Here is a 25,902-nt window from a genome sequence, read left to right as displayed (position 1 = left end):
GAGCGTGATGAAGAAGGCACTGCATAAAGATTTCTGGGTAGAAATAAGAAAAACCAAGGCGCGTTTTATTTCTATTTTCTGTATTGTTGCCCTTGGAGTTGCGTTTTATTCCGGAATTCAGGCAAGCTCCCCTGATATGAGGCTTTCCGGGGATGCTTACTATACAGAGAGCAAAATGATGGATCTCAGGGTGATGGGAACTCTGGGACTGACAGAAGAAGATGTAGAGGCCATCCGTAAGGTTGAGGGAGTAGAATGGGCTGAGGGAGCCTGGTCAACAGATGTGCTGTGCGGGGAGGAAGAAACGCAGAAAGTTCTCCATGTAGAAGCTGTCAATGAGAAGGTAAATGGCCTTACCGTAACAGAGGGACATATTCCGGAAAAAAGCGGAGAATGTTTTCTGGATGTGGAATTTGCAGAAGCCCAGGGATATCAGATCGGAGATCAGATTGAATTAAGAGAGGATACAGACGATCCTTTTCTGAAAAAGAAAACATATACGGTAGTCGGCCTGGGACGATCTCCTCTTTACATATCCTTTAACAGAGGAAATACAACGCTTGGCTCCGGCGAGGTAAACGGGTTTGCCTATGTGCTGCCTGAGGATTTTGATCAGGATATTTTTACACAGATCTATATAAGCGCTCAGGGTGTGGATCAGGTAACCAGTTATACAGAGGCCTATGACCGTCTTATTGAGAAACTTCAGGATAAGGTGGAGGGAATCCAGTCAGAGCGCTGCCAGCTCAGATATGATGATGTGATGTCTGAAGTCAAGGAAGAGCTGGCGGATGCAGAGAAAGAGCTTTCAGACGGCAAAAAGCAAGCGGATGAAGAGCTTTCAGATGCCCGGGACGAGCTTGAAAACGGTGAAAAAGAATATTCAGACGGAAAAAAGAAATATGAAGACGGTAAAAAACAGCTTTCAGATGCAGAACAGGAAATTTCTGACGGAAAGAATCGGATCGCTTCTGCAAAAACCACGCTGGCTGACGGAAAAGATCAGCTTGCAGCAGCAAAACAGCAGGCGGCAGATGGCTGGAATCAGTTAAATGCAGCCCAGGAAAAGCTTTCTGCCGGCTGGAGTCAGTATAACAGTGGAAAAAAACAGCTTGAGGAAGGCCGTGCTCAGTTAAATAATGCAAAAAAACAGCTGGAAGACGGCCAGAAAAAAATAGACCGGACCAGGGCAGAGCTGGATGAAAAACAGAATCAGCTGGATGCCGGACTTGCTCAGGCAGAAAGCGGAATGAAAGCCATTGATGCTCAGATCGCACAGCTTCAGGATCAGATTCCCCGGCTTGAGGAAGGAATCAGACAGGCAGAAGAAGCCGAGGCGCAGATTCCGGAACTGACGCAGGCTCTGGAAGCTGCTCAGCGTACTGCAGCAGAAAAACAGGCTGCGTTTGACGCTGCTCAGTCAGAAGTCAGTGAAGCCCAGTCCGTTTTTGATACAGCCCAGGCAGCTCTGGAAGATGCTGTCCGGAGATTTGAAGCCGGAGAGATCACGGAAGAGGAACTTGCTTTTTATCAGAATGCTGTGGAAACAGCAAGAGGAAATCTGGAAACAGCGCAGGGGAATGTAGAAGCAGCGCAGGGAGAGCTGAACGCAGCCAATGACGTGGCAGGTCAGGTGCAAGCAACGTTAGATACCTGTACTGCAACAGCGGCAAAAAAGCCGGAGCTGGAAGCAGGTCTTGCTGCTGTCCGGAAGGGAATCACTCAGGCAGAAACGAAAAAAGCAGAGCTGACAAAAACGATAGAGTCTTTAAAAGAAGCTCAGAAGGCTATTGATTCAGGCAGAGAAACGCTAAAGCAGGAAGAGGCCAAGCTGGAACCGGCAAAAAAACAGATTGCTGCAAATGAAAAGAAGCTGCTTGTGAATGAAAAGAAGCTTCAGGAAAGTCTGGCAATTTTAAACAGTAGCCAGGCAGAAATTGATGCAAACAGGCAAAAGCTGAACTCTGCTCAAAAGGAAATCGAGGTAAACGAGCAGAAATTGAATTCCGGCCAACAGGAGCTTGAGGACAGCCAGAAAAAAATAACAGATGGAGAAGCTGAGATCAGGGAAAACCGGCAAAAGCTTGCTGATGCGGAAAAGGATTTAAAGGAAGCAAAGCAAAAGCTTAAAGATGGCTGGAAAGAATATGAGGACGGCAAAAAAGAAGCGGAAGAAGAAATTGCGGAAGGTGAGCAGAAGATAGAAGATGCCAGAAAGGAAATTTCAGAGATTGAAGAACCTGAATGGATCATTACAGACCGAAACGATCTTCCGGAATATTCTGATTATGGAGATAATGCAGACAGGATCAAAAGTATAGGAGAAGTTTTTCCGGTAATCTTTTTCCTTGTGGCGGCGCTGATCAGTCTTACTACCATGACTCGAATGGTAGAGGAACAGAGAACACAGATCGGAACGCTGAAAGCTTTAGGATACGGAAAGTTTTCTATTGCGTCCAAATATCTGAATTATGCATTTCTTGCCACTGTGGGAGGAAGTGTGGCAGGCGTACTGATCGGAGAAAAAATTCTTCCTTATATCATTATCAAAGCGTATGGAATTATGTACCACAATGTGGGAGACAGCCTTCAGATCCATTATGAGTTGAAATTTGCCATGACAGCTTCGATTGCCGCACTTATCTGTACGGTGGGAGCCACTGTTGTTTCCTGTTATCGGGTACTTTCTGAAACGCCTGCTTCTCTGATGCGTCCACCGGCGCCAAAAGAAGGCAAAAGAGTTCTGGTAGAAAAAATCACAATTTTGTGGAAACATCTGAACTTTACCTGGAAGTCAAGCCTCAGAAATCTTTTCCGTTACAAGAAACGTCTGTTTATGACAATATTCGGTATATCCGGAAGCATGGCGCTGATGCTGGTAGGTTTTGGCATACGAGATTCCATTTCTGATATTGTGGTAAAACAGTATTCAGAGCTGCAGCATTATGACGGAACTATTATTACAGATGAGGATGCCTCTGATGAGGACAGAAAGAAACTGAAGGAGTATCTGGACAAAAACGAAAAACTGGAAAGATTTACAAATATCCAGTTCAGCAAGATCACAGCGCCGGACGGAAAGTCAAATATCAGCGTTTATCTCTATGTGCCGGAAAATCTGGAAACCTTCCGTGAGGATGTGACACTGAGAAATCGTCTTACAGGAGAGAGCTATGAACTGACGGATGAAGGCGCGGTTATCAGCGAAAAGACAGCAAAGCTTCTGGAACTTCAGGTGGGCGACACCATTACTCTGAAGCGGGAGAATGAGGAGTTTCATGCAAAGGTAGCGGTAATTACAGAAAACTACATGGGACATTACATTTACATGACGCCAAAGGTATATGAACAGACTTTTGGGGAAAAACCGGATTATCAGGACATTGTATTTTCTGTAAAGGATGAATATCTGGATCAGGCAGAAAAAATAGGACAAAAGATCATTGAACAGCCGGGAGCCCTTAGTATCAGCTATACCTCCAGTATGGCTGCTCAGGTGGAACGTATGCTCAGTACCTTGGGAATTGTTATTGTGGTACTGATCGTTTCAGCAGGAATGCTTGCGTTTGTAGTGCTGTATAATCTGAATAATATTAATATTACGGAGAGACAGAGGGAGCTGGCAACGTTGAAGGTTCTGGGCTTTTATGACAAAGAGGTTTCCCAGTATGTGCTGAGAGAAAATATTCTTCTGACTATTGCAGGAATCATCTTTGGCTCAGGATTTGGAGTTCTGCTTCACAGATATATTATTCTGACTGTGGAAGTAGATGCAGTAATGTTTGGACGGGACATCCGTCCTGTAAGCTTTTTGTACTGTGCGGTAATAACCTGTATTTTTTCAGTTGTTGTAAACTGGTTTATGCACAGGAAACTCACAAAGATCAATATGGTGGAATCTTTGAAATCCGTAGAATAAAAGGCGGTCCTGCGATATACAGCGCAAAATGTCATCACCAGAGATGCCTGAATATGTATTTTCACCAGGTTCCTGCGAATGGAGCAGACAGTAATACAGTTACTGAAATATCTGTAAAATTTCTGAGTTCCTGCTTGACAACCGCAAAAAATGTAATTATAGTATGTACCATAACAAAGGCGAGGAAGAAGAGGAGTATGCTGAATACCCTGACAGAGAGGAATATCCGCTGGCTGGAAGATATTCTCAGAAAGATGCAGCAGAAGGTAGCTTTGGAGCCGGGAGGCTGATGGCCGGAGGGAACGCACAGAAACCGGCAGCAGGCTTTCACGTAGATCCTGCGTTAAAGGAAAATGAGATGTGCAGAGGAATAAAAGTGACAATCTGTCTGTTTCCTGCATAATGAAGGTGGTACCGCGACAAGATTCGCCCTTCACACTTAGGTGTGAGGGGCTTCTTTATTTATTATAAAAGCAGGTACATTCTGTACTGACTTTCTTAGTAAATGATAGAGATCTTCCCCTCACTATCACAGAAAACATACACAGGAGGTTTATTATGAGCAAAGAACTTGCAAAGACGTATGATCCGAAAGGACTGGAAGAGCGTCTGTACAAAAAATGGATGGACAATGGTTACTTTCATGCAAAAGTAAATCCGGATAAGAAACCTTTTACCATTGTTATGCCGCCGCCCAATGTTACCGGTCAGCTTCACATGGGACATGCGCTGGATGAAACCATGCAGGATATTCTGATCCGTTTTAAGAGAATGCAGGGCTATGAGGCGCTGTGGCAGCCGGGAACAGACCATGCGGCAATCGCTACAGAGGTTAAGGTTATTGACAAGCTGAAAAAAGAAGGAATTGACAAGCACGAGATCGGCCGTGAGGAATTTTTAAAACATGCCTGGGCATGGAAGGAAGAGTACGGCGGAAAGATCATCAATCAGCTGAAAAAGCTTGGCGCATCCGCAGACTGGGAAAGAGAACGCTTTACCATGGATGAAGGCTGCTCAAAGGCAGTTCAGGAAGTGTTTATCAAGCTTTATGAAAAAGGCTATATCTATAAAGGCTCCAGGATCATCAACTGGTGTCCGGTATGCCAGACTTCTATTTCTGACGCAGAGGTAGAACATGAGGATCAGGACGGATTTTTCTGGCACATTAATTATCCGATCGTTGGAGAAGAAGGACGTTTTGTGGAGATTGCCACCACCCGTCCGGAAACACTTCTGGGTGATACTGCAGTTGCGGTAAATCCTGATGATGACAGATATAAAGATCTGGTTGGTAAAATGCTGAAGCTGCCTCTTACAGACCGTGAGATCCCGGTTGTGGCAGACGAGTATGTTGATAAGGAATTCGGAACCGGCTGTGTGAAGATCACACCTGCACATGATCCTAACGACTTTGAGGTTGGAAAACGTCACAATCTTCCTGAGATCAATATCATGAATGACGACGCTACCATCAATTCCCTTGGGGGTAAATATGCCGGAATGGACCGCTATGAGGCGCGTAAGGCTATGGTGGCAGATCTGGAAGAGCAGGGACTTCTTGTTAAAGTCGTTCCACATTCTCACAATGTCGGAACTCATGACCGCTGCGGAACTACTGTAGAGCCCATGATCAAACCGCAGTGGTTTGTACGCATGGATGAGATGGCGAAGGCTGCTATTGACGTTCTCAATGAGGGCGAGCTGGAATTTGTTCCTGCAAGCTTTGGCAAAACCTATCTTCACTGGCTGGAAAATATCCGCGACTGGTGTATTTCCCGTCAGCTGTGGTGGGGACACAGAATCCCGGCTTACTACTGTGAAGAGTGCGGCGAGGTTGTTGTTGCCCGTGAGATGCCGGAAAAATGCCCGAAATGCGGATGCACTCATCTTCATCAGGATGAGGATACTCTGGATACCTGGTTCAGCTCCGCACTGTGGCCGTTCTCCACTCTTGGATGGCCGGACAACACTGAGGAAATGGAATACTTCTATCCTACAGATGTGCTTGTAACAGGCTATGATATTATTTTCTTCTGGGTTATCCGTATGGTATTTTCCGCTATGGAGCAGACTGGAAAGGCTCCTTTCCATCATGTTCTGATCCACGGTCTTGTAAGAGATTCCCAGGGAAGAAAAATGAGTAAATCTCTTGGAAACGGAATCGATCCTCTTGAAGTGATCGACAAATACGGCGCAGATGCTCTTCGTCTGACACTGATCACCGGAAATGCTCCTGGAAATGACATGCGTTTCTACTGGGAGAGAGTAGAATCCAGCCGTAATTTTGCAAATAAGATCTGGAATGCATCCAGATTTATCATGATGAACCTGGAAGGCAGAACAGTCGCTGCTCCTGAGAACCTGAAGGAGCTGTGCATGGAGGATCAGTGGATCCTTTCCAGACTGAATACCGTTGTCCGTGAAGTAACAGAAAACATGGAAAAATATGAGCTTGGTATTGCAGTTCAGAAGGTTTATGACTTCCTGTGGGATGAGCTTTGCGACTGGTATATCGAGATGGCAAAAGTTCGTCTGTGGAAGGCAGAGGAAGATCCCAAGGCAGCCGGAGAGGCTCTGTGGACACTTCGCACAGTTCTTACAGAAGGTCTGAAGCTGCTTCATCCGTTTATGCCGTTTATCACAGAGGAAATCTACTGTACTCTTCTTCCGGAGGAAGATTCCATTATGATCTCCCAGTGGCCGGTATACACAGAAGAGAGAAGCTTCCCGGAAGCAGAAAAGGCAGTAGAGGGCTTTAAAGAGGCAGTAAGAGGCATCCGTAATACACGTACAGAGATGAACGTTCCGGTAAACCGTAAAACAAGCCTTTATATTGTAGGAAGAGATGCAGATACCTGCGCCCGTTATGAAGCCTGCAAAAAATCCTTTGTAAACCTTGCTTTCTCAAAAGAGATCCAGGTTCAGGAAACAAAGGAGGGAATTGGCGAGGACGCAGTTTCCGTAGTGGTTTCTGACGCAGTTGTTTATCTTCCACTGGAAGATCTGGTTGACAGAGAGAAAGAAATCGAGCGTCTTACAAAAGAACAGGAGCGTCTTACAAAAGAGATCGCCCGCTGCCAGGGTATGCTGAATAACCCGAACTTTGTAAATAAAGCGCCTGCTGCAAAGGTAGATGCAGAAAAAGAAAAACTTCAGAAATACGAAGAAATGATGGAAAAGGTAAACGTACAGCTTTCACAGATGCAAAAGTGATAAAGGAGCGTTAAGATGAAATGGTATGATATATGTAACAGGATTTCTCTGCTGCTTCATGCTCTGGTCAGCGCAGTAGGCTACTATCTGATCGAGGCTATCAGCAGACATTCCTTTACTGAGGCATGGGATTTTATGACAGGCAGACCGCTGGTGTTTGCCTACAATGCGGCGCTGATCTTTACATCTTCTCTGATCGTATACCTGTTCAGAAGAAGATGCTTTATCCGTGTGATGCTGGTGATGTTCTGGCTTCTTCTTGGAATTATAAACGGTGTGATCCTGGCTACCCGTGTCACACCGTTTACCGGACCGGACCTTCACCTTCTGACAGACGGAATGGCTCTTTTGGAAAAATATCTCCCTAAATGGGGTGTGGTCGTAGCGCTGATCGTACTGGGACTTTTTGCACTGACACTTCTGGCGCTGATTGTCAAAGGGCCGAAGTTTAAAGGCAAGCTGAAATACCGCTGGAATATTCCGCTGGTGCTTGCAGGCTTTGTACTTTTTGCCGGAGTGACTCAGCTTGCTCTGGAAAAAAGAGTTCTGTCCAATTATTTCGGAAACATAGCCTTTGCCTATGAGGATTACGGATATCCTTACTGTCTTGGGGTTACGATTTTTGATACAGGAATCAGCTGCCCAAGAGATTATTCGGAAAAAGAAATCAAAAGGATCGAAAACACAGAAGAGAATCTGCCGGAAAGCAGAGAGGGAGAATACCCTAACATTATTTTTCTGCAGCTGGAATCTTTCTTTGATCCGGAACTTGTAAATTATCTGGAGATATCCGAAGATCCGATCCCTACTTTCCGTAAGCTTATGAAGGAGTATACTTCAGGATATTATAAAGTACCGTCTGTAGGCGCAGGTACTGCAAATACAGAGTTTGAATCCATTACAGGTATGAGTCTCCGGTATTTCGGTCCCGGAGAATATCCTTACAAGAGCATTCTCAAGGAGACAACCTGTGAAAGCGCTCCGTATGTTCTGGGAGAACTGGGATATTCCAGTCATGCCATACATAATAATGAAGCGAATTTTTACGGAAGAAGAAGTATTTTCCCGAATCTTGGATTTGACACCTTCACCTCTGCAGAGTACATGCCTGAGGAGGAGGATAAAAATCCTCTAGGTTGGACAAGAGACCGGGTTCTCACAGACGAGATTATTAAATGTCTGGATTCTACAGAGGATCAGCCGGATTATGTTTATACCATCTCTGTTCAGGGACACGGAGCTTACCCTGAGGAACCGGAGCTTGAAGAGCATGAGATCACTGTGACAGGTTCCCCTACTGCTTCAAAGAATAATCAGTGGGAGTACTATGTAAATCAGATCCATGAGATGGATGAGTTTGTCAAAGAGCTTACAGACAGACTGGAGGATTATCCGGAAGATGTGGTTCTTGTTATGTATGGGGATCACCTTCCTACTATGGGGCTGACTGTGGAGGATGTTGACAATAAATATCTTTTCCAGACACAGTATGTTATGTGGGACAACTTTGGCCTTGAGAAAAAAGATGTGAATCTTGCAGCTTATCAGATGGCAGCAGAGGTACTGGACCGTGTTGGTATTCATGAGGGAACCGTATTCCGTTATCATCAGGCAAGAAGAAATACAAAGAATTACCAGGTGGATCTGGAAACTCTTCAGTACGATCTGCTTTATGGAAAGAAACATTCCTATGAAGGAGAAAATCCGTTTAAGAGGACAAAGATGCGCCTCGGACTTTATGATGTGACTTTAGACGGAGTTTCACTGGTATCAGCCTGGGATCATACTTATCGGATCACGGGAACTAATTTTACGCCGTCCAGTCAGGTAAAACTGAATGGAGAATGGCACGATACCATTTATGTAAATCCCACGACACTGATGATCTCCGGTACAGAACTGGAAGATTTCGACAGGCTTTCCGTGGTTCAGAGAAGCAACAGCTCAACACGAAAGGCTCTGAGCAAGAGCTATGACCGTTCCTGCTATATGCTGTTCGATGAAAATAAATGGAAACTGCCGACGGAAGATAACTGATTCTGCCGAATAAAAGATTACGATTGGTACTGGACATATTTCACCACTCATATATAATGATATCGTAGCGGTATATCAGAGACAGCCTCTGATGCCGCTGCGAAAACATTAGATGAAGTGGTGAATTTTTTTATGAATTACGAAGAAGCGGTTGCTTATATTGAAGAAACTCCAAAGTTTACAACAAAAAACAAACTCTCCCATACAAAAGAGTGTCTGGAGCGCCTGGGAAATCCTGAAAAAAAGTTCAAAGTCATTCATGTGGCGGGAACTAACGGAAAAGGAAGTACCTGCGCTTTTCTGACCTCCATTTTCAGAGAAGCAGGATATTCCTGCGGACTTTTTACATCTCCTCATCTGGTTGAGATCAATGAACGTTTTCAGATCAATGAGAAGAACATTGACGATCAGTCTTTTCTGAGCGCGTTTAAAAAAGTAAAGGCTCTTGCAGATGAGCTTGTTGCAGAGGGAAACTATCATCCGACATATTTTGAAATGCTGTTTCTTATGGGAATGGTGATCTTTGCTGAGGCAGGTTTGGATTATGTAATGCTGGAAACCGGCCTTGGAGGACGTCTGGATGCCACAACGGCAGTGGAGGATCCCGTTGCCTGCGTGATCACATCCATCAGCTTTGATCATACGCAGTATCTGGGAAATACCATACAGGCAATTGCAGGAGAAAAGGCAGGGATCATTGTTCCGGGAGTACCTGTGATCTATGACGGCAATAACATGGAGGCAGCACAGGTGATCCGGAAGCAGGCAGAGGCAATGGGCAGTCCATATTATGAGGTAAAAAAGGAAAATATGGAAATTCTGCGAAATACCAGTGCGGGCATTGATTTTTGTATGGAGAATGAGTATTATGGAAACACAGAATTTTCCATTCCGTTTATTGCCGAGTATCAGGTGATGAATGCGGCTCTGGCGCTAAAAACCGCAGAGGTTCTCCAGGATGTGGTAAAGCTTCCGAAAGATGCTGTTCTTCGGGGCATCCGGGAAACACGCTGGCAGGGACGTATGGAAACGGTGCTTCCGGGAGTGATCGTGGACGGCGCTCACAACGAGGACGGAGTAGAAAAGTTTGTGGAGACAGCAGAACATTTTCAGGAGGATTACCCTCTGACGCTGTTGTTTTCTGCTGTAGATGATAAGGACTATACAGATATGATCCGGACTGTCGCAGGACGGATCCGGTTCCAGCATGTGATCGTGACACAGGTAGGAGGATACAGAAAGGTTCCGGCAGAACAGCTGGCGGATATTTTCCGGAAAGAGGGATGCCTTTGTGCGGAAAGCTGTGAGGATGTGGAAACGGCATTCAGAAAAGCTCTTGAATACAGAGAAGAGGACGGAATGCTTTTCTGCGTAGGATCTCTGTACCTGGTGGGAGAGATTAAAGCAATCATCCGGAAAAACATCGAGCAGTAAGGAGGAAACACTCAGGAGTGTACCAACATGCTCAGAGAACATCGAGCAGTAAGGAGGAAACACCCAAGGGTGTACCTGTATGCTCAGAGAACATCGAGCAATAAGGAGGAAGCTAAGTGATAGATTATGAGGAAGAACTGAAGAAGTTTGAGCCGTGTCTTGACGTTCGGGAAGCAGAAGATGCGATTTACGACAGAGAGCTCACTGATATTCTTGATGTGCTTCAGGAAGTATTAAGAGAGGCCAAGAGTAACAGGCGCGTAAAATAATAAGGAGAATTCTACAGATGAATTGTGTGAATTGCGGTGCATTTCTTACAGATATGGATCTTGATTATTGTCCAAGCTGCGGGTACAATGTACTGATTCAGAAAAAAGTGGATTATCTTTCCAAGAGCTTTTATAATCAGGGGCTGGAAAAGGCAAGCATCCGTGACCTGTCAGGGGCAATTGCCTGTCTGAAACAGAGCCTTATTTATGATAAAAGAAATATCAGAGCAAGAAATCTTCTGGGACTTGTGTATTTTGAAACAGGCGAGGTAGTTGCTGCGCTCAGTGAATGGGTGATCAGCAAAAATCTTCAGCCTACAAGAAACCTTGCATCTGAATATATTGGCAGACTTCAGGCAAACAGCAATAAACTGAAGGCTATCAATGACACCATCCGGAAATATAACCACGCGCTTCTTCTGTGCAGAGAAGGCCATGAGGATATGGCCTCCATTCAGCTTCGCAGGATTCTTTCTCAGAATCCCAAGCTGATCAAGGGATATCATCTTCTGGCTCTGATCCAGATAAAAAACGGAGAGTGGAGCAAGGCAAGGAGAACGCTCAGAAAAGCGGCGAAAATTGACAAGACAAATACGACAACTCTTAGATTTTTAAGAGAGGTAGATGAACAGACTGGCGTGACAACCAGACTGGAAAAGCAGAAAAAAGGCTTTTTCAGGGATAATAAAAATAAAAACATGGAGTATGATCCGGCAGAAAGCGAATATACGGTACAGACACCGGTTTATCATGAGAAATCCAGACTTCCGGTGTTCCTTCTGATCATGTCCGGAATGGCAGCAGGCGCAATAGCGTTCTGGCTTCTTGCAGTTCCTGCCATAAAACAGGGGATTTATCAGGAGGCAAATCAGCAGATCGTTCAGTACAGCGAATCTCTGGCAACACAGGGAGCAGAGCTTACCAAGGTACAGGGTGAAGCAGAAAAATCTGATAATACAGCGGAAACGGTATCTAAACAGCTGACGGAAGAGCAGGCAAAGAGCAAAAGCTACGAGTCGCTTCTTACAGCGTATACTTTTTATCAGCAGCAGAATCTGGATGAAGCAGCTGTAGCGATAAAGAATGTGCAGGTGGATGTTCTTCCGGAATCGCTGAAGTCAATCTATATTACCATCCGGGACGCTACAGGCGTAGCAGGAATCGGAGATCCGGAACAGCCCCAGACGGATGGCGCATCCGGAGGGGAAGGCAGCGGAGATTCCGGCAATACAGAAGGAAGTTCGGACGATTCAGGATATGACGACTCCGGATATTCTGATGAAGGAAGCTACGATGAGGGAAGTTCTGATGATTCCGGTTATTATGATGACGGATATTATGACGAAGGAACCTATGACGACAGCTCCTATTATGAATAAGGCAGATAACATGAGAGAAACCTCGGAGCAGGGGATGTGCAGAAGCACATCCCTTTTTTCATGCGTGTGCCCAGCAAAGCCGGACTACACTTGCCGAAATCGTAGCCGGACTTCTGAAAAACAACAGAAAAGCGGGGAAATATAGAATCAACATCAGATAAAAAATGGGGAAAAAAGGAATAAAATGAAGAATAAGGGGGAAAATAATCATGAATGAAATGTTTGAGCTGGAGGGAGCAAACCTGACTGTGCATCTTCCGGGAGATGTGGATCATCCGGTGTCAGATGAGATACGCAGAGAATCAGACCGGATTATGAGCCATGTGTATATTAGGACCATGCTGTTTGATTTTCAGAATACAGGATTTATGGACAGCTCCGGAATCGGACTTCTAATGGGGCGTTACCGGGCTCTGGGAATGAGACAGGGATGCATCTGCGCAGTAAAGGTGAATCCCCATATTGACAAGCTTCTGCATTTGTCAGGGGTTCACAAATATATAGAAATTCAGAAAACTGAGGGAGAGGAGAAGTGACCATGGAAAACACCAATGAAATGACAATTGTTTTTGACAGCCGTCCGGTAAATGAAGGGATGGCGCGTATTGCAGCAGCTTCTTTCTGTACGCAGCTGAATCCCACGCTGGAGGAGGTTGCGGATCTTAAAACAGCAGTATCGGAAGCTGTGACAAACTGTATTATTCATGGGTATGAGGGCGAGGTACATAAGATACGCATGGATCTGAAGCTGAAAGGAAGAGAGATTTTTGTGGACATTACAGATCAGGGAACAGGAATCCCTGATGTAAAAAAAGCCATGGAGCCGTTGTATACAACAAAACCGGAAAAGGAGCGTTCCGGAATGGGATTTACGTTTATGGAGGCTTTTATGGATGAGGTGACTGTTGATTCTGAAGTGGGCGTAGGAACGTCTGTCCACATGAAAAAGACAATCCGAAGATAAGGAGGGGGAATGGAGCATACTCTTGCCCTGATCGGGCTTGCGCACCAGGGGGATAAAGAGGCGAGAGATACAATTTTTGAGGAGAATACAGGACTTATCTACAGTGTGGCAAAAAGATTTCTGGGACGGGGCGTGGAGATGGAGGATCTTTTTCAGATCGGAAGCATCGGACTTTTAAAGGCAGTGGATAAGTTTGACACAGGATTTGATGTGAAATTTTCTACTTATGCAGTACCCATGATCGCAGGAGAAATCCGGAGATTTTTAAGAGATGACGGAATGTTAAAAGTCAGCAGATCCATAAAGGAAAACTGCAGCAAAGTTTTTCAGACCAGGGCAGAACTGGAGCGGACTCTGGGAAGGGAGCCTGACATGGAGGAACTGGCCCGTGCGGTAAACATGGCTCCGGAAGAGCTTGCCATGACAATGGAAGCAGGTGCTCCGGTGGAATCCATTTATAAGACAGTGTACCAGGGAGAGGGAAAAGAGATCACTCTGGCAGACAGACTGGAGGAAAAAGAGAATCGGCAGGAAAATCTTTTGAACAGGATTCTTCTGGAGGAGGTTCTTGGAAAACTGGAAAAGGATGAAAGAAGACTGATCTGTATGCGGTATTTTCAGGATATGACCCAGACAGAAATCGCAGGCATACTGGGCATATCCCAGGTTCAGGTATCCAGAATGGAAAAACGGATCATAAAGCAGCTGAGGGAGTTTTATAACGGATCCTGATGCTCCGCTGCCTGCTTCCGGTTGATATCTTCAATGATAGTGGAGTTTACCTGATCCTCGTAGATCCGCATCTGTACCTGCATGGGAGAAGGATCGGAAGTGATCTTTACTTTGCTGAAATGGTTAAAGAAAAATATAACGCCCAGACCAAGTCCCACAGAATAGGTGATTTCAAGAATCGTAAAGCCGTTGGAAGTGCTGCCTGTTACCTGTTCATAAATCTGTCTAAAAAGTTTTCCTACGTCCGCATCTGTGTTAAAAGTCATGATCGAGAAGGCTGCGCCAAAAAAGGAAGCCAGGCAGACGAAAGCAATTTTGACGATATGAAAGATCTGATGGACAGAACCTGTTTTTTTGTAGGTGAGGATAAAATCCGGTTCACCTATATGGGTAATGGTAAGTTCCGGTTCTTTTTTCTGGATCAGATCTACCAGATCCATGGCAGACATCACATACCGGCCGGGCTTTGCAGGATCCAGGTTGGTGACAGGCAGAACTCTCAGGCGGTTAAGAAGCTTTGTGTTTGTACAGGACAGACGGGCAATATCCTGAAGGTACACATGAGGATGATGAACTTCGATATTCTGATCAAGCTGAAGATATAAGGTGTCGTTCATAGATGAAGTCCTTTCCGAAAGATCAGTCTTTCATTTTGGGGCGGAAAATAAGGCTTCCGATCCAGGAGAAGATCAGAGCAGCGGAAACGCCTGCAGAGCAGGCAGTAAAGCCTCCGGTAAAAAGTCCGAGAAGCCCGTCCCGGTCAATGGCTTTTTTCATGCCTTTCCATAATATCTGTCCAAAACCGGTCAGAGGTACAGTAGCGCCTGCCCCGGCATAATCTGTAAGAGGCTGATACAGGCCGATGGCGCTGAGGATAACGCCGGAGCATACAAGAATGACCATGACTCTTCCGGGAAGAAGCCTGGTTTTGTCAAGAAGGATCTGGACAAGAGCGCAGATAAGACCGCCTACCCAGAAAGCGTTAAAATAATCCATGAGATATTCCTCCTGTTAAAGATCTTTGTGTTCAATGACAACAGCGTGGGCAATGCCGGGAACAGCTTCGCCTTCATTGTAGCTGACTTTGGAGAGCATGGCGCCTGTTGGTACAAACAGGATCCTTTTCCATGTACCCCGTACAACTTCCGGGAGAATGTAAGCTGCAAGTACAGAAGCAGCGCAGCCGCAGCCGCTTCCGCCGGAATGGGTATCCTGAGAAGTGTTGTCATAGATCAGGAGTCCGCAGTCCTGATGGACTCTGCTGATATCAATGTGTTTTTCGGAAAGCAGATCCTGAAGGATGCGCTGGCCTACCATCCCAAGATCTCCGGTAAAAACAGCGTCATAATCCTGCGGTGTCCGGCCGAAATCATAAAGGTTTTGCCAGATGGTATCGCAGGCGGCAGGAGCCATACAGCCGCCCATATTAAGAGAATCATGGAAACCATAGTCGATTACTTTTCCTGTGGTAATTCCTGTGATGACTGCACATCCGGAGCTGCTGCAAAGAGGCGAATATTCTGAACGTTCTTCAGAAACAGGAGGCTTGGAGCCGATGACGCAGGCGCCGCTTCCGGTTACAGTCCAGGTAGCGGAAAGGGGACGCTGACTTCCATAGCCCAGCGGAAAGCGAAACTCTTTTTCTGCTGTGGCAAAATGGCTGGAGGCAGCGCAGAGGATATGCTCTCCATAACCGGCTGAAACTGTCATTGCTCCCAGTGACAGCGCTTCTCCCATGGTGGAGCAGGCGCCGTACAGTCCGTAAAAAGGGATACCCATTTCTGCAATTCCGAAAGAAGAGGCAATGGTTTGAGCGAGCAGATCGCCGGCAAAGGCCATACGGATATCGCAGGGAGTCAGCCCTGCTTTTCCAATGGCAAGCCCTGCGGTTTCCTTCTGTAGAGTGCTTTCTGCTGCCTCCCAGGTTTTTGTTCCGAAGAGAGGGTCCTGAGAAACCATGTCAAAAAGATTTCCAAGAGGGCCGTCTCCTTCCTTTTTTCCGGCAATAGCAGCTGCGCTTTCAATATATACAGGCTGTTCAAAAGAAATGCTGGCGGTTCCTGTCAGTTTTCCGGCAGTCATATGATCACCTCCATAAGTTTAAGGATATAATAAACACATCCAACCAGCCAGGAACTGAGGATTCCGTAAAGGATCACAGGTCCTGCAATAGTAAAGATCTTGCAGCCGATGCCAAAAATCTGTCCTTCTGTCTGGAACTCGATGGCAGAGGCGGCAACAGAATTGGCAAATCCTGTAATGGGTACAAGACCTCCGGCTCCGCCGAATTTTCCGATTTTGGAATACAAATTCAGACCGGTAAGGATCACACTGATCAGAATCAGGATCAGAGAGCACCAGCTTCCGGCTTCTTCTTTATCTGCCCCAAAACTTTGCGCTGTATTCAGAAGAAACTGCCCGAACACACAGATCAGTCCTCCTGTAAAAAATGCTTTTATCATATTCAGTGGAAGGCTGTGGACGGGAGTTACCTGTTTTACATATTTTTCGTACTGTTTTTGTTTTTTTAACTGTTCAGAATTTACCATAAATATTTTCCTTTCAAATTTTTGACTTTTCAGATGTTTATGAATATAATGGGACTTACTGCCAGCCAAAATAATAATAAAAAAGTGTACCGGTCAGTTTTCCCAGGGCGATAAACAGGATAATCAGGGGAAGTCCCTGTGTCAGCCGTATCCTTCTTGTAAAAACAGGAAACATATCAGCGACTTCCGCAAGAGCCAGAATCCAGCCTCCAAGGAAAATACCGGAAAATACACCCAATAAAATTAAAAAAGGAGTTCCCAGAGGCAGCGGGAGCCGGAACAGACACACAAGATTTCCAAGAAAGATTCCCAGAAAACACATATCTTCATAAAGAGAAATATGATCGGCGGTATGTGTAATGCCAGCGTAGCGGGGGACAATAGAGAGACCGATCAGAAGCCCTGCCACACCGCTGGCGATAATGATCCCGGAGCAAAGTCCGAGGATACCCAGAAATATCTGCTGCCACATGAAAAGTTCTCCTTTCGCGGAATTTAGTGTGTATTATGTAAAAAAACATGAAAATTATACATTAATTCTTAAAAAACTATGAAAACCTGTACTTTTTCTACAGTGGATAGTATAATTAAAAAGATAAACAATAACGCAGGAGGTTTACGTATGTACGACGTATATTCCCGAATGGAATTATTACTGGGACAGACAGGCGTGGATCGTCTGGGAAGAGCGCAGATTGCAGTGTTTGGTCTGGGCGGCGTGGGGTCTTATGCCGTGGAGGCTCTTGCCCGCTGCGGCGTGGGAAGCCTTACGCTGGTGGATCACGATGTAGTATCTGCAACAAATATTAACCGGCAGCTTTTTGCTCTGCATTCTACCATTGGCAGAAAAAAAGTACAGGTTGCCAAGGAACGGATCCGGGATATTGACGAGAATATTCTGGTCCATACGTACGAAACCTTTTACAATCAGGATACATTGGGCATGTTTGATCTGAGAGGCTATGATTATATTGTGGATGCCATTGACTGTATGGAATCCAAGCTTCTTTTGATCGAGCAGGCAAAACTATGCCGTACGCCGGTAATATCCTGTCTGGCAACAGAGGGAAAACTGAATCCTTCCAGATTTGAGATCACGGATATTTCCAGGACAGGAAACATATGTCCGGCGGCAAAAAAAATGCGTACGGAGCTTCGCAAAAAAGGAATCCGTAAAGTAAAGGTTCTGTATTCCCGGGAACGCTGTCCGAAAAAAGTGACAGAGGCCAGAAACGGGGAGATAGTCGGCGGAAGTATTTCTTTTGTGCCAAGTGTGGCGGGCATGTTGATCGCCGGAGAGGTTGTCAGAGATATCCTGACAGTAAATGGAAAAGGATTAAATAAAAAATAGAAAGATAGAGGAAAGAACCTGTGAAAGAAGAAATGAGACAGAAATTTATCGAAATTCTCGGAACCGACAGAGTGCTTTTTGACGAGCCTATGAGTCAGCATACCACTTTCAGGATCGGCGGACCGGCGGATGTGTTTGCCATGCCGGAAAATTATGAGCAGATCAGAGGCGTGCTGAGACTGTGCAAAGAAGAAAAGCTTCCGTTTTTTGTTCTGGGAAACGGCAGCAATCTTCTGGTCAGTGACAGCGGATACAGAGGTGTGATCATTCAGATGGACCGAAATATGGAAGAAATCCGTCTGGACGGTGAAGAAATCCATGCCTGCGCAGGAGCGCTGCTCTCTTCTGTTGCAGTTGCGGCAAGAAACGCTTCTCTTACAGGCTTTGAATTTGCAGGAGGTATTCCGGGAACGATCGGCGGAGCTGCTGTGATGAACGCAGGAGCTTATGGCGGAGAACTGAAAGATGTTCTGAAAGAAGTTACCGTTATGACAAGAGAAGGAGAAATCCTTACGATTCCTGCAGATAAACTGGAAATGGGGTACCGCACCAGCATCATTAAGACAGCGGGATACCTTGTGCTTGAAGCAGTGATTTCTCTGAAAAAGGGAGATGAGGAAGCAATCCGTGCCACAATGAAAGATCTGGCAGAACGGCGTACAGAAAAACAGCCTCTGGATTATCCGAGCGCAGGCAGCACATTTAAAAGACCTGAGGGATATTTTGCCGGAAAGCTGATCATGGACAGCGGACTGCGCGGATATCGTATCGGCGGGGCGCAGGTTTCAGAAAAGCACTGTGGCTTCGTGATCAATGCCGGGGGAGCCACAGCAGAAGATGTGAGAGCCCTGATGGATCATGTGATCCAGGTGGTAAGAGAAAAATTCGGAGTTACCCTGGAACCTGAGGTGAAGTTCCTGGGTGATTTTAACGGGAGATAAGAAATGCGTCTTGTAATAGTAACCGGATTATCAGGAGCGGGCAAAAGTACCGCTCTGAAAATGCTGGAGGATGCCCGCTATTTTTGTGTGGATAATCTTCCGATCCCTCTTTTAAGCAAATTTGTGTCTTTGATGGCAGGAATGCAGGGGGAGGACGTGCAGAATGCGGCAATTGGAATTGATGCCAGAAGCGGACGGGACCTGGGAGCGCTGGAAAAGGTTCTGGAAAAGCTTGGAGAGGCGGGCTATGAGTTTGAGATCCTGTTTCTTGACGCAGATGACCGTATGCTGGTAAAACGTTATAAAGAATCCCGAAGAAGTCATCCCCTGGCAAGGTACGGAAGAGTGGATGAAGGGATTCGCAGAGAGCGGGAAAAAATAAGATTCCTGAAAGAAAGAGCTGACTATATCATAGACACCTCACATCTTCTTACCAGAGAGCTGAAAAAGGAGATCAACAGAATTTTTGTGGACAACGGAAAATTCAGCAATATGGTGATCTCGGTTCTTTCTTTTGGATTTAAATATGGAATACCGGATGATGCGGATCTTGTTTTTGATGTGAGATTTCTTCCGAATCCTTATTATATTGATGAACTCAGACCTCATACAGGGATGGATGAAGATGTTTTTCAGTATGTAATGGATTGTCAGGCGGCAGCTGATTTCGCAGATAAACTGGAAGATATGGTGAAATTTCTGATTCCCAATTATGCAAAAGAGGGAAAAACCAGTCTGGTGATCGGTATTGGCTGTACCGGCGGCAAACACAGGTCTGTAACTCTGGCAAGAGTTCTTTATGACAGACTGCAGGAAACCAGAGAATATGGGATCCGCCTGGAGCACAGGGATATCGGGAAAGATGCTCTTCTGAAGAAACAGTAACAGACGGAAAAATAAGCAGACAGGAGAACGTGGAATTGTCTTTTTCGGGGATGGTGAAAGAAGAACTTTCCAGGCAGATCAGTTCTGCCAGACACTGCAGAATTGCAGAGACAGCAGCGCTTTTAAGCGCCTGCGGCAGAATTACATGTGATGGAAATCTGAGACTGCAGACGGAAAATGCGGCAGTCGTAAGAAAAGGCTTTACATTATTGCAAAAAACATTTAATATAGATACTGAAATAATTGTCCGCGAAAGCCGTCAGATGAAGAAGGGAAATGTCTATTTTGTGGAAATAAAGGATTCTGATAAGATAGAAAATATTCTTCAGGGGACGAAGCTTTCTGTGAGCAGAGAAGACAGAGAGGCGCTCTGTTTGGAAGATACTCTGATCACACAGCAAAACTGTTGTAAGCGGGCGTTTATTCGCGGGGCTTTTCTGGCGTCCGGCTCCATCAGTGATCCTGAAAAAGGATATCATTTTGAGATTGTGTGTTCGGATCAGCAAAAGGCAGAACAGCTGCAGGAGCTTATTCGTGGCTTTCAGATTGATGCCAAGATTGTACTGCGTAAAAAATCATATGTGGTCTATGTGAAAGAAGGCGCACAGATTGTGGATATCCTGGCAGTTATGGAAGCAAATGTTGCTCTGATGAATCTGGAAAATATCCGGATACTGAAGGAAATGCGGAATTCTGTTAATCGAAAAGTAAACTGTGAAACAGCAAATATTAATAAAACGGTCAGTGCAGCAGTGAAGCAGATCGAGGACATCCGGCTTATTGAGCGCAGGGTTGGTTTTCACAGCCTCAATGAAGGTCTCGCTGAAATCGCCGAGCTGAGACTGCAGTATCCGGAAGCTACATTAAAAGAATTGGGAATGATGCTGAATCCCCAGGTTGGCAAGTCCGGTGTGAACCACCGTCTCAGGAAATTAAGTGAGATAGCGGATGAGCTGCGAAATGACAAGGAGGAGTTATTATGATTAAAAAACCTGTTACAATTCAACTGTCTACTGGTCTTGAAGCACGCCCGGTGGCGCAGCTGGTACAGGTAGCCAGCCAGTTTAACAGCGAGATATATGTTGAGATCGGAAAGAAAAAAGTCAATGCAAAGAGCATTATGGGGATGATGACTCTGGGGCTGGATTCAGGTGAGGAAATTACACTTTCCGCTAATGGAGAAGATGAAGAAGCTGCTATGAGCAGTATAGAACGGTATTTAAGTAATCAAAATTAAATAAATGTAAATAAAAACACCGCCCGGAAGGAAGACCAATTCAGGGAGGTGTTTTTTTATGTCAGATTTACTTATCAAAATGAAAAAGAGCAGTAAAGCGGCTTTGTTTTTTAGGCCTGAGCCTTGCCGCAGGAGGTTTGCCGCCTTCTTGAAAAGAGAAACGGGTAAACGGTTACAATCCAGATAACTACAATAAAGTACCGTGCAAAAGAAGCCGGAAGCGACTCGCCGATCAGTGGCTTCAGTCCAACTTGAAGAAGCAGGGTCACTGCCATACCTACAAGAAAACGGCGGATACGTTTTTTTGTACCATCAGGCGGGGTAAAGGAAATATGAGTTTCTGTAATATAATAGCCAACAGCAAAGGCAAAACCGGCGCCGCAGGCTTTGATGCAGTCCTGCGCATAATGGAATTCAATGGTTCCGCTTTTATAAAGAACGGTTGTATAGATTAGAAGCGCCAGGCACACTGCAGCCATACATACAGAGATAAAAAGCTCTTTTCCCACAGCGAACTCTCTTTTATATAGGAAAGAATAGCAGAGTATCACACACAGGAACGTGACAAGAAAAGATACAATCACATCCTGAGGAGTATGACAGCCCAGATACATCCGGGAAAATCCTACAAGCAGAATAAAAAGCGCGCACAGAAAACGCTGGAGCTTTTTTCTGGAATACAGTCCAAGGGTACCGAGAAGAGCGGTAATGCTCTGGGTGTGACCGCTTGGAAAAGAATATCCGGTTGCACCCGGAACAGCAGAAGCGACAGGCTCAAAGGCAGGATCCAGAAGCCAGGGCCGGGGGACACGGAAAGTTATTTTCAGCCCCTGAACAAGAAGGCCGGAAGTAAAGTATGTAAAACCGAGACAGTAGGCAAGTTTTTTGTTAGAACACCAGAAAAGCCAGCAGATTACTACAACTACAAAGGTTTCCTGGGCCAGAAGCGTAATACCCTGAAAAAAAATATCAAACGCAGGCGTTCGGTATTGTGAAAGCAGATTCAGAAAATCCATAAACTTCCTCCTTGAAATTAATATTCGATATGTGACATTATAAGTTGACCGTGGCAAAAAAACAAGGTATAATAACTAAAGTATTCAAAACACTACTACCACAAAAACAGAAGTGAGGGATATACAAATGTCTAAATTTTTGAAATTTATCGTACATTTCGTGATAGTCTGTACGATTGCCATAGTGCTTGGACTGGCACTGCCACCGTTTTTTGGAATAAAAACTGTGATCATTGATAATAAAAATAAGGAAACAAATCTTGCAATGGGATCTGTGACCTATGCAATCCCGGTAAAGACTGAAACTGTAAATGCAGGCGCTCCGATTCTTGTACAGGATGGAGAGGGTACATATCGTTATAACCTTGTAAGTGTTGACAGACAGACAAATACAGGAGTTGCCATTGATCCGGAATCTGCGGTATCTGAGAATATTAACGTATCTGTAAAGAACTGGGTTCCGAAGGTTGTGATCACAATTCCGCTGATCGGTTATCTTATGGCAGCAACAGAGAGTACAGAAGGGATCATTGTTCTTGCCCTTGCAGTTCTTTTCCTGATCATACTTTATGTGATCGCAGAACTGTGGAAGAAGCCTGAGACTCTGGATGAATATGAGGATCTTCAGGGAGACCGCAGATACCTTAAAACTCAGAAAGAACTTAAAATGGAAGAAAAAGCCCGCGAGAGACGGATGCAGGAAGAGGACAGAGAGCTTCTTTACGGTGAGAAAGATCGCAGAAAAAGGGCAAAAAAAGAAGAAAAAGAGAGAAGAAAGAAAATCCGTACAGGCGGATTTGTAGATGAAATCTATGAGGACGATCTGGAGGAGGAAGAGCAGGAACGTCCGGTAAGAACTCAGGAAAGAACAGGCGTCCATCCTGAGAATATGCAGGCAGCTGCCAGTGAGGCTCACGAGCTTCTTAAAAAGGAAATCGCAGCTGCTACGGCTGAAGAAGCAGCAACAGCAGATGTTCCGTCTGAGCGCACAGAAGAGCTTCCGAGCTTCCGGGATCTTCAGGAAGAAAGAAACCGTATGAAGAGCGTGGAAGAAGAGTGGGAGGAAGAAGAAACTCCTGTTGAGATCAAAAAAATGGCAATGCCGGTATGGACAGCCGCCCAGCTTGCAGATAAGGCAAAAAGAGAAGGCGATGCTCCTGACATTGTGAGAGATTCCATTACAAAAGTAACACTTTTTGATTATTCTGATATTCTTGGAGGAGATACAGAAGAAAGCGAAGAGGATTAAAACAAAACAGCGCAGACAGGAACAAAAAGTTCCGTCTGCGCTGTTTTTTGAGTCCTATAATAAAAGAGGCTCAATAATAAAAGGGATTCAATGATAAAAATGGTTTTATAATAAATGCGGTTCTATAATGAAAGCTCTTCACTAATAAAAGAGGTTTTACAATAAAAAGCGGCTCAATAATAAATACTGGCGCATATAAAAACTAATTTTATGAGACAGAAACAGAAAAATCTTTCCTATTATATATGGTTATGAAAATGATAGGGAAGTGTCGGATATCCTACAAAGTGTTTGGGCTGTATATAAAAGAGAATCCCGTTATTTTACGTGTCTGATCCGATATATATGACATAGAAATTTCCTTGCGTAAGAAAAAATAAAAAAATTGAAAAAAGTACTTGCATTATTGGAAATCATTGTGTATACTGATAACTGCTGTGACATGATAGCAATGAAGCGAGAGGTTGCTGCTTTAATTAGCAGGTTTTCCGTGGAGCGAATGTCAAGTTAGGAAACTGACGACAAGTCACTGTACAGAGTTCAATAACCATCTTGGGATGGGCGTGTGAAGAGATGTCTTAGGACACACACGGAGATGTGTACAGTCGCCGCTTGTCGTACTGCATAATTGAGTACGAATAGGAGGAGACTTTTTTTATGGCAAATCAGGTAATGAGAATCACATTAAAAGCTTATGATCATCAGTTAGTAGATGCATCTGCAGCAAAAATCATCGACACTGTTAAGAAGAACGGTGCAAAGGTAAGTGGACCGGTTCCGCTTCCGACAAAAAAAGAGGTTGTAACAATCTTAAGAGCTGTTCACAAATACAAAGATTCCAGAGAGCAGTTCGAGCAGAGAACTCATAAGAGACTCATCGATATCATGACACCTACTCAGAAAACTGTAGACGCACTTTCCAGACTGGAAATGCCGGCAGGTGTTCACATCGATATCAAAATGAAAACAAAATAAGCAGTACCCGGTACTGCGTGCTGGCTGGCTCAGGTCAGTCGGCATATGAACAAGGTAAGTTCACTCGGAATCCCGAGTGCTTCAAAAACTATATGATTGCCCGGACGGGTAATCCGCTATAAGGAGGAAAATGTAATGAAGAAAGCTATCTTAGCTACAAAAGTCGGAATGACTCAGATCTTCAATGAAGATGGTCTTCTGATTCCGGTAACAGTTTTACAGGCTGGTCCGTGTGTGGTAACTCAGGTTAAAACTGAGGAGAACGACGGATATGCAGCAGTTCAGGTTGGTTTTGGTGAGATCAGAGAGAAACTGGTCAACAAACCGGAAAAAGGCCACTTTGAAAAAGCAGGCGTTGACGTAAAGAGATTCCTGAAAGAATTCAGATTTGACAACGCTGCTGAATATCAGGTAGGACAGGAAATTAAAGCTGACATCTTTGCTGCAGGCGAGCACATCGATGCAACTGCAATCTCAAAAGGTAAAGGCTTCCAGGGTGCGATCAAGAGACACGGACAGTCCAGAGGACCTATGGCTCACGGTTCCAAATATCACCGTCATGCAGGTTCCAACGGTTCTGCATCTGATCCGAGTAAAGTATTCAAGGGCAAAAAGATGCCAGGTCAGATGGGAAATGTTCAGGTAACTGTACAGAACCTTGAAATCGTACGCGTAGATACAGAGAACAATTTACTGTTAGTTAAAGGTGCTGTTCCAGGACCTAAGAAATCTCTGGTGACCATCAAAGAATCAGTAAAGTCTTTATAATTGAGAAAGGAGGAGCATCAGAATGGCAAACGTAACTGTTTATAATATGGAAGGCAATGAAGTTGGAACAATGGAGCTGAACGATGCAGTGTTCGGTGTAGAGATCAACGAGCATCTGGTTCACCTTGCTGTTGTTCGTCAGCTTGCAAATAAACGCCAGGGTACTCAGAAAGCAAAAACTCGTTCTGAAGTAAGCGGCGGCGGAAGAAAACCGTGGAGACAGAAAGGAACAGGTCATGCAAGACAGGGTTCCATCCGCGCACCACAGTGGACTGGCGGCGGTGTTGTATTCGCTCCGGTTCCGAGAGACTATGAAGTAAAAATGAACAAAAAAGAAAGAAGAGCAGCTCTGAAATCCGCTCTGACTTCTAAAGTTCAGGACAATAAACTGGTAGTTGTTGACAGCCTTGCACTTGCTGAGGTTAAGACAAAAGAAATGCAGAGAGTGCTTACAAACCTGAAAGCAGAGAAAGCTCTGGTTATCACAGCTTCTGATGATAAGAACGTAGTACTTTCCGCAAGAAACATCGCTGATGTACAGACTGCAACAGTAAACACTATGAACGTATATGATGTTATGAAACACAATACTGTAGTGGTTACAAAAGATGCAGTAGCATCCATTGAGGAGGTGTACGCATAATGGCAGATATCAAATATTATGACGTAATCCTGAAACCTGTGATTACAGAGAAATCCATGAACATCATGGGTGAGAAAAAATATACATTCCTCGTACATCCGGAAGCAAACAAAGCTCAGATCAAAGAAGCTGTTGAGAAGATGTTTGAAGGAACAAAAGTTAAGAGCGTAAACACCATGAACAACGATGGTAAAAAGAAACGCCGTGGTATGGTTGTTGGAAAAACAGCTAAAACCAAAAAAGCAATCGTAGCTCTTACAGAGGAAAGCAAAGATATCGAAATCTTCGAGGGACTTTGATTAGAAACCGCATAGCGATTGCGAATATATGCTGGAAAGCAT

Annotated in this window: 26 protein-coding genes; 20 read left to right on the top strand and 6 right to left on the bottom strand. The window is 44.8% G+C overall.

Annotated elements, in window-relative coordinates; all coding sequences use genetic code 11:
* Window positions 1–7 precede the first annotated feature (7 nt).
* The 10 genes from LU279_RS10145 (at window position 8) to LU279_RS10105 (ending at window position 13,947) form a co-directional block, all read left to right on the top strand.
* Window positions 8–3,919, top strand: coding sequence for an FtsX-like permease family protein (locus LU279_RS10145; protein WP_274422394.1), 3,912 nt, complete (start codon window positions 8–10; stop codon window positions 3,917–3,919).
* Between the two features lie 163 nt (window positions 3,920–4,082).
* Window positions 4,083–4,322 (top strand): hypothetical protein, encoded by a 240-nt coding sequence (locus tag LU279_RS13630; RefSeq protein WP_442870153.1) that lies wholly within the window; start codon window positions 4,083–4,085, stop codon window positions 4,320–4,322.
* A 155-nt stretch (window positions 4,323–4,477) separates the two neighbouring features.
* Entirely contained in the window at window positions 4,478–7,132 is a 2,655-nt protein-coding gene (locus tag LU279_RS10140) for a valine--tRNA ligase (protein ID WP_274422393.1), read from the top strand.
* 15 nt (window positions 7,133–7,147) lie between these two features.
* Window positions 7,148–9,169 (top strand): sulfatase-like hydrolase/transferase, encoded by a 2,022-nt coding sequence (locus LU279_RS10135; RefSeq protein ID WP_274422392.1) that lies wholly within the window; start codon window positions 7,148–7,150, stop codon window positions 9,167–9,169.
* A gap of 132 nt (window positions 9,170–9,301) precedes the next feature.
* Window positions 9,302–10,603 carry a bifunctional folylpolyglutamate synthase/dihydrofolate synthase gene (locus LU279_RS10130; protein WP_274422391.1) on the top strand — a complete coding sequence of 434 codons (1,302 nt, stop codon included), beginning with the start codon at window positions 9,302–9,304 and terminating at the stop codon, window positions 10,601–10,603.
* Window positions 10,604–10,719: 116 nt separating this feature from the next.
* Window positions 10,720–10,872 (top strand): hypothetical protein, encoded by a 153-nt coding sequence (locus tag LU279_RS10125; protein ID WP_274422390.1) that lies wholly within the window; start codon window positions 10,720–10,722, stop codon window positions 10,870–10,872.
* Window positions 10,873–10,889: 17 nt separating this feature from the next.
* Window positions 10,890–12,251, top strand: a complete 1,362-nt coding sequence (locus LU279_RS10120) for a tetratricopeptide repeat protein (protein WP_274422389.1) — start codon at window positions 10,890–10,892, stop codon at window positions 12,249–12,251.
* 209 nt (window positions 12,252–12,460) lie between these two features.
* Entirely contained in the window at window positions 12,461–12,787 is a 327-nt protein-coding gene (locus tag LU279_RS10115) for an anti-sigma factor antagonist (RefSeq protein WP_274422388.1), read from the top strand.
* A 2-nt stretch (window positions 12,788–12,789) separates the two neighbouring features.
* Complete coding sequence (gene spoIIAB / locus LU279_RS10110; RefSeq protein WP_274422387.1) at window positions 12,790–13,215, top strand: anti-sigma F factor; 426 nt, start codon at window positions 12,790–12,792, stop codon at window positions 13,213–13,215.
* Window positions 13,216–13,224: 9 nt separating this feature from the next.
* Window positions 13,225–13,947, top strand: a complete 723-nt coding sequence (locus tag LU279_RS10105; protein WP_274422386.1) for a SigB/SigF/SigG family RNA polymerase sigma factor — start codon at window positions 13,225–13,227, stop codon at window positions 13,945–13,947.
* On the opposite strand, the gene LU279_RS10100 is transcribed toward LU279_RS10105, so the two are convergent.
* From LU279_RS10100 to LU279_RS10080, 5 genes are read right to left on the bottom strand one after another with little or no spacing between them, the layout of a single operon-like run.
* A complete protein-coding gene (locus tag LU279_RS10100) occupies window positions 13,932–14,564 on the bottom strand; it encodes a stage V sporulation protein AA (RefSeq protein WP_274422385.1) in 633 nt (210 codons plus the stop codon). The two genes, LU279_RS10105 and LU279_RS10100, sit on opposite strands and share 16 nt — an antisense overlap.
* Before the next feature lie 22 nt (window positions 14,565–14,586).
* The gene (spoVAE, locus tag LU279_RS10095; protein WP_274422384.1) at window positions 14,587–14,943 is read right to left on the bottom strand and encodes a stage V sporulation protein AE; all 357 of its coding nucleotides are present in this window, start codon (window positions 14,941–14,943) and stop codon (window positions 14,587–14,589) included.
* Window positions 14,944–14,958: 15 nt separating this feature from the next.
* Window positions 14,959–16,029 (bottom strand): stage V sporulation protein AD, encoded by a 1,071-nt coding sequence (locus LU279_RS10090; protein WP_274422383.1) that lies wholly within the window; start codon window positions 16,027–16,029, stop codon window positions 14,959–14,961.
* Entirely contained in the window at window positions 16,026–16,496 is a 471-nt protein-coding gene (locus LU279_RS10085; protein ID WP_274422382.1) for a SpoVA/SpoVAEb family sporulation membrane protein, read from the bottom strand. The genes LU279_RS10090 and LU279_RS10085 overlap by 4 nt, the downstream gene beginning before the upstream one ends.
* A gap of 55 nt (window positions 16,497–16,551) precedes the next feature.
* The gene (locus LU279_RS10080; RefSeq protein ID WP_274422381.1) at window positions 16,552–16,968 is read right to left on the bottom strand and encodes a stage V sporulation protein AB; all 417 of its coding nucleotides are present in this window, start codon (window positions 16,966–16,968) and stop codon (window positions 16,552–16,554) included.
* A gap of 150 nt (window positions 16,969–17,118) precedes the next feature.
* Between LU279_RS10080 and LU279_RS10075 the strand changes: the two genes are divergently transcribed.
* Genes LU279_RS10075 through LU279_RS10055 form a run of 5 tightly spaced genes read left to right on the top strand, consistent with a single transcriptional unit; the run spans window position 17,119 to window position 20,910 of the window.
* On the top strand, window positions 17,119–17,847 hold the full coding sequence (locus LU279_RS10075; protein WP_274422380.1) for a tRNA threonylcarbamoyladenosine dehydratase: 729 nt from the start codon (window positions 17,119–17,121) through the stop codon (window positions 17,845–17,847).
* Window positions 17,848–17,867: 20 nt separating this feature from the next.
* On the top strand, window positions 17,868–18,788 hold the full coding sequence (gene murB / locus LU279_RS10070) for a UDP-N-acetylmuramate dehydrogenase (protein WP_330684642.1): 921 nt from the start codon (window positions 17,868–17,870) through the stop codon (window positions 18,786–18,788).
* Between the two features lie 3 nt (window positions 18,789–18,791).
* Window positions 18,792–19,673 (top strand): RNase adapter RapZ, encoded by an 882-nt coding sequence (gene rapZ / locus LU279_RS10065; RefSeq protein ID WP_274422379.1) that lies wholly within the window; start codon window positions 18,792–18,794, stop codon window positions 19,671–19,673.
* A 35-nt stretch (window positions 19,674–19,708) separates the two neighbouring features.
* On the top strand, window positions 19,709–20,656 hold the full coding sequence (whiA, locus tag LU279_RS10060; protein WP_274422378.1) for a DNA-binding protein WhiA: 948 nt from the start codon (window positions 19,709–19,711) through the stop codon (window positions 20,654–20,656).
* The gene (locus LU279_RS10055; RefSeq protein WP_138270704.1) at window positions 20,653–20,910 is read left to right on the top strand and encodes an HPr family phosphocarrier protein; all 258 of its coding nucleotides are present in this window, start codon (window positions 20,653–20,655) and stop codon (window positions 20,908–20,910) included. The genes whiA and LU279_RS10055 overlap by 4 nt, the downstream gene beginning before the upstream one ends.
* Before the next feature lie 110 nt (window positions 20,911–21,020).
* Here the strand turns inward: LU279_RS10055 and LU279_RS10050 are convergent, their stop codons facing one another.
* Window positions 21,021–21,926, bottom strand: coding sequence for a phosphatase PAP2 family protein (locus LU279_RS10050; protein ID WP_274422377.1), 906 nt, complete (start codon window positions 21,924–21,926; stop codon window positions 21,021–21,023).
* Window positions 21,927–22,053: 127 nt separating this feature from the next.
* On the opposite strand from LU279_RS10050, the gene LU279_RS10045 reads away from it, so the two are divergent.
* The 5 genes from LU279_RS10045 (at window position 22,054) to rplW (ending at window position 25,860) form a co-directional block, all read left to right on the top strand.
* The gene (locus LU279_RS10045) at window positions 22,054–23,175 is read left to right on the top strand and encodes a hypothetical protein (protein ID WP_274422376.1); all 1,122 of its coding nucleotides are present in this window, start codon (window positions 22,054–22,056) and stop codon (window positions 23,173–23,175) included.
* 657 nt (window positions 23,176–23,832) lie between these two features.
* Complete coding sequence (gene rpsJ, locus LU279_RS10040) at window positions 23,833–24,150, top strand: 30S ribosomal protein S10 (RefSeq protein ID WP_022067337.1); 318 nt, start codon at window positions 23,833–23,835, stop codon at window positions 24,148–24,150.
* Between the two features lie 135 nt (window positions 24,151–24,285).
* On the top strand, window positions 24,286–24,918 hold the full coding sequence (gene rplC / locus LU279_RS10035) for a 50S ribosomal protein L3 (protein ID WP_274422375.1): 633 nt from the start codon (window positions 24,286–24,288) through the stop codon (window positions 24,916–24,918).
* A gap of 22 nt (window positions 24,919–24,940) precedes the next feature.
* Window positions 24,941–25,561 carry a 50S ribosomal protein L4 gene (gene rplD, locus LU279_RS10030; RefSeq protein ID WP_022067335.1) on the top strand — a complete coding sequence of 207 codons (621 nt, stop codon included), beginning with the start codon at window positions 24,941–24,943 and terminating at the stop codon, window positions 25,559–25,561.
* Complete coding sequence (gene rplW, locus LU279_RS10025) at window positions 25,561–25,860, top strand: 50S ribosomal protein L23 (protein ID WP_022067334.1); 300 nt, start codon at window positions 25,561–25,563, stop codon at window positions 25,858–25,860. Before rplD ends, rplW begins: the two co-directional genes overlap by 1 nt.
* Window positions 25,861–25,902 lie beyond the last annotated feature (42 nt).

The organism is Blautia sp. XA-2221, from assembly GCF_028767025.1.
Lineage (GTDB): Bacteria > Bacillota > Clostridia > Lachnospirales > Lachnospiraceae > Blautia_A.
The sequence above is the reverse complement of the archived record's forward strand: the minus strand, read 5'-3'. Positions and strand labels throughout refer to the sequence as shown.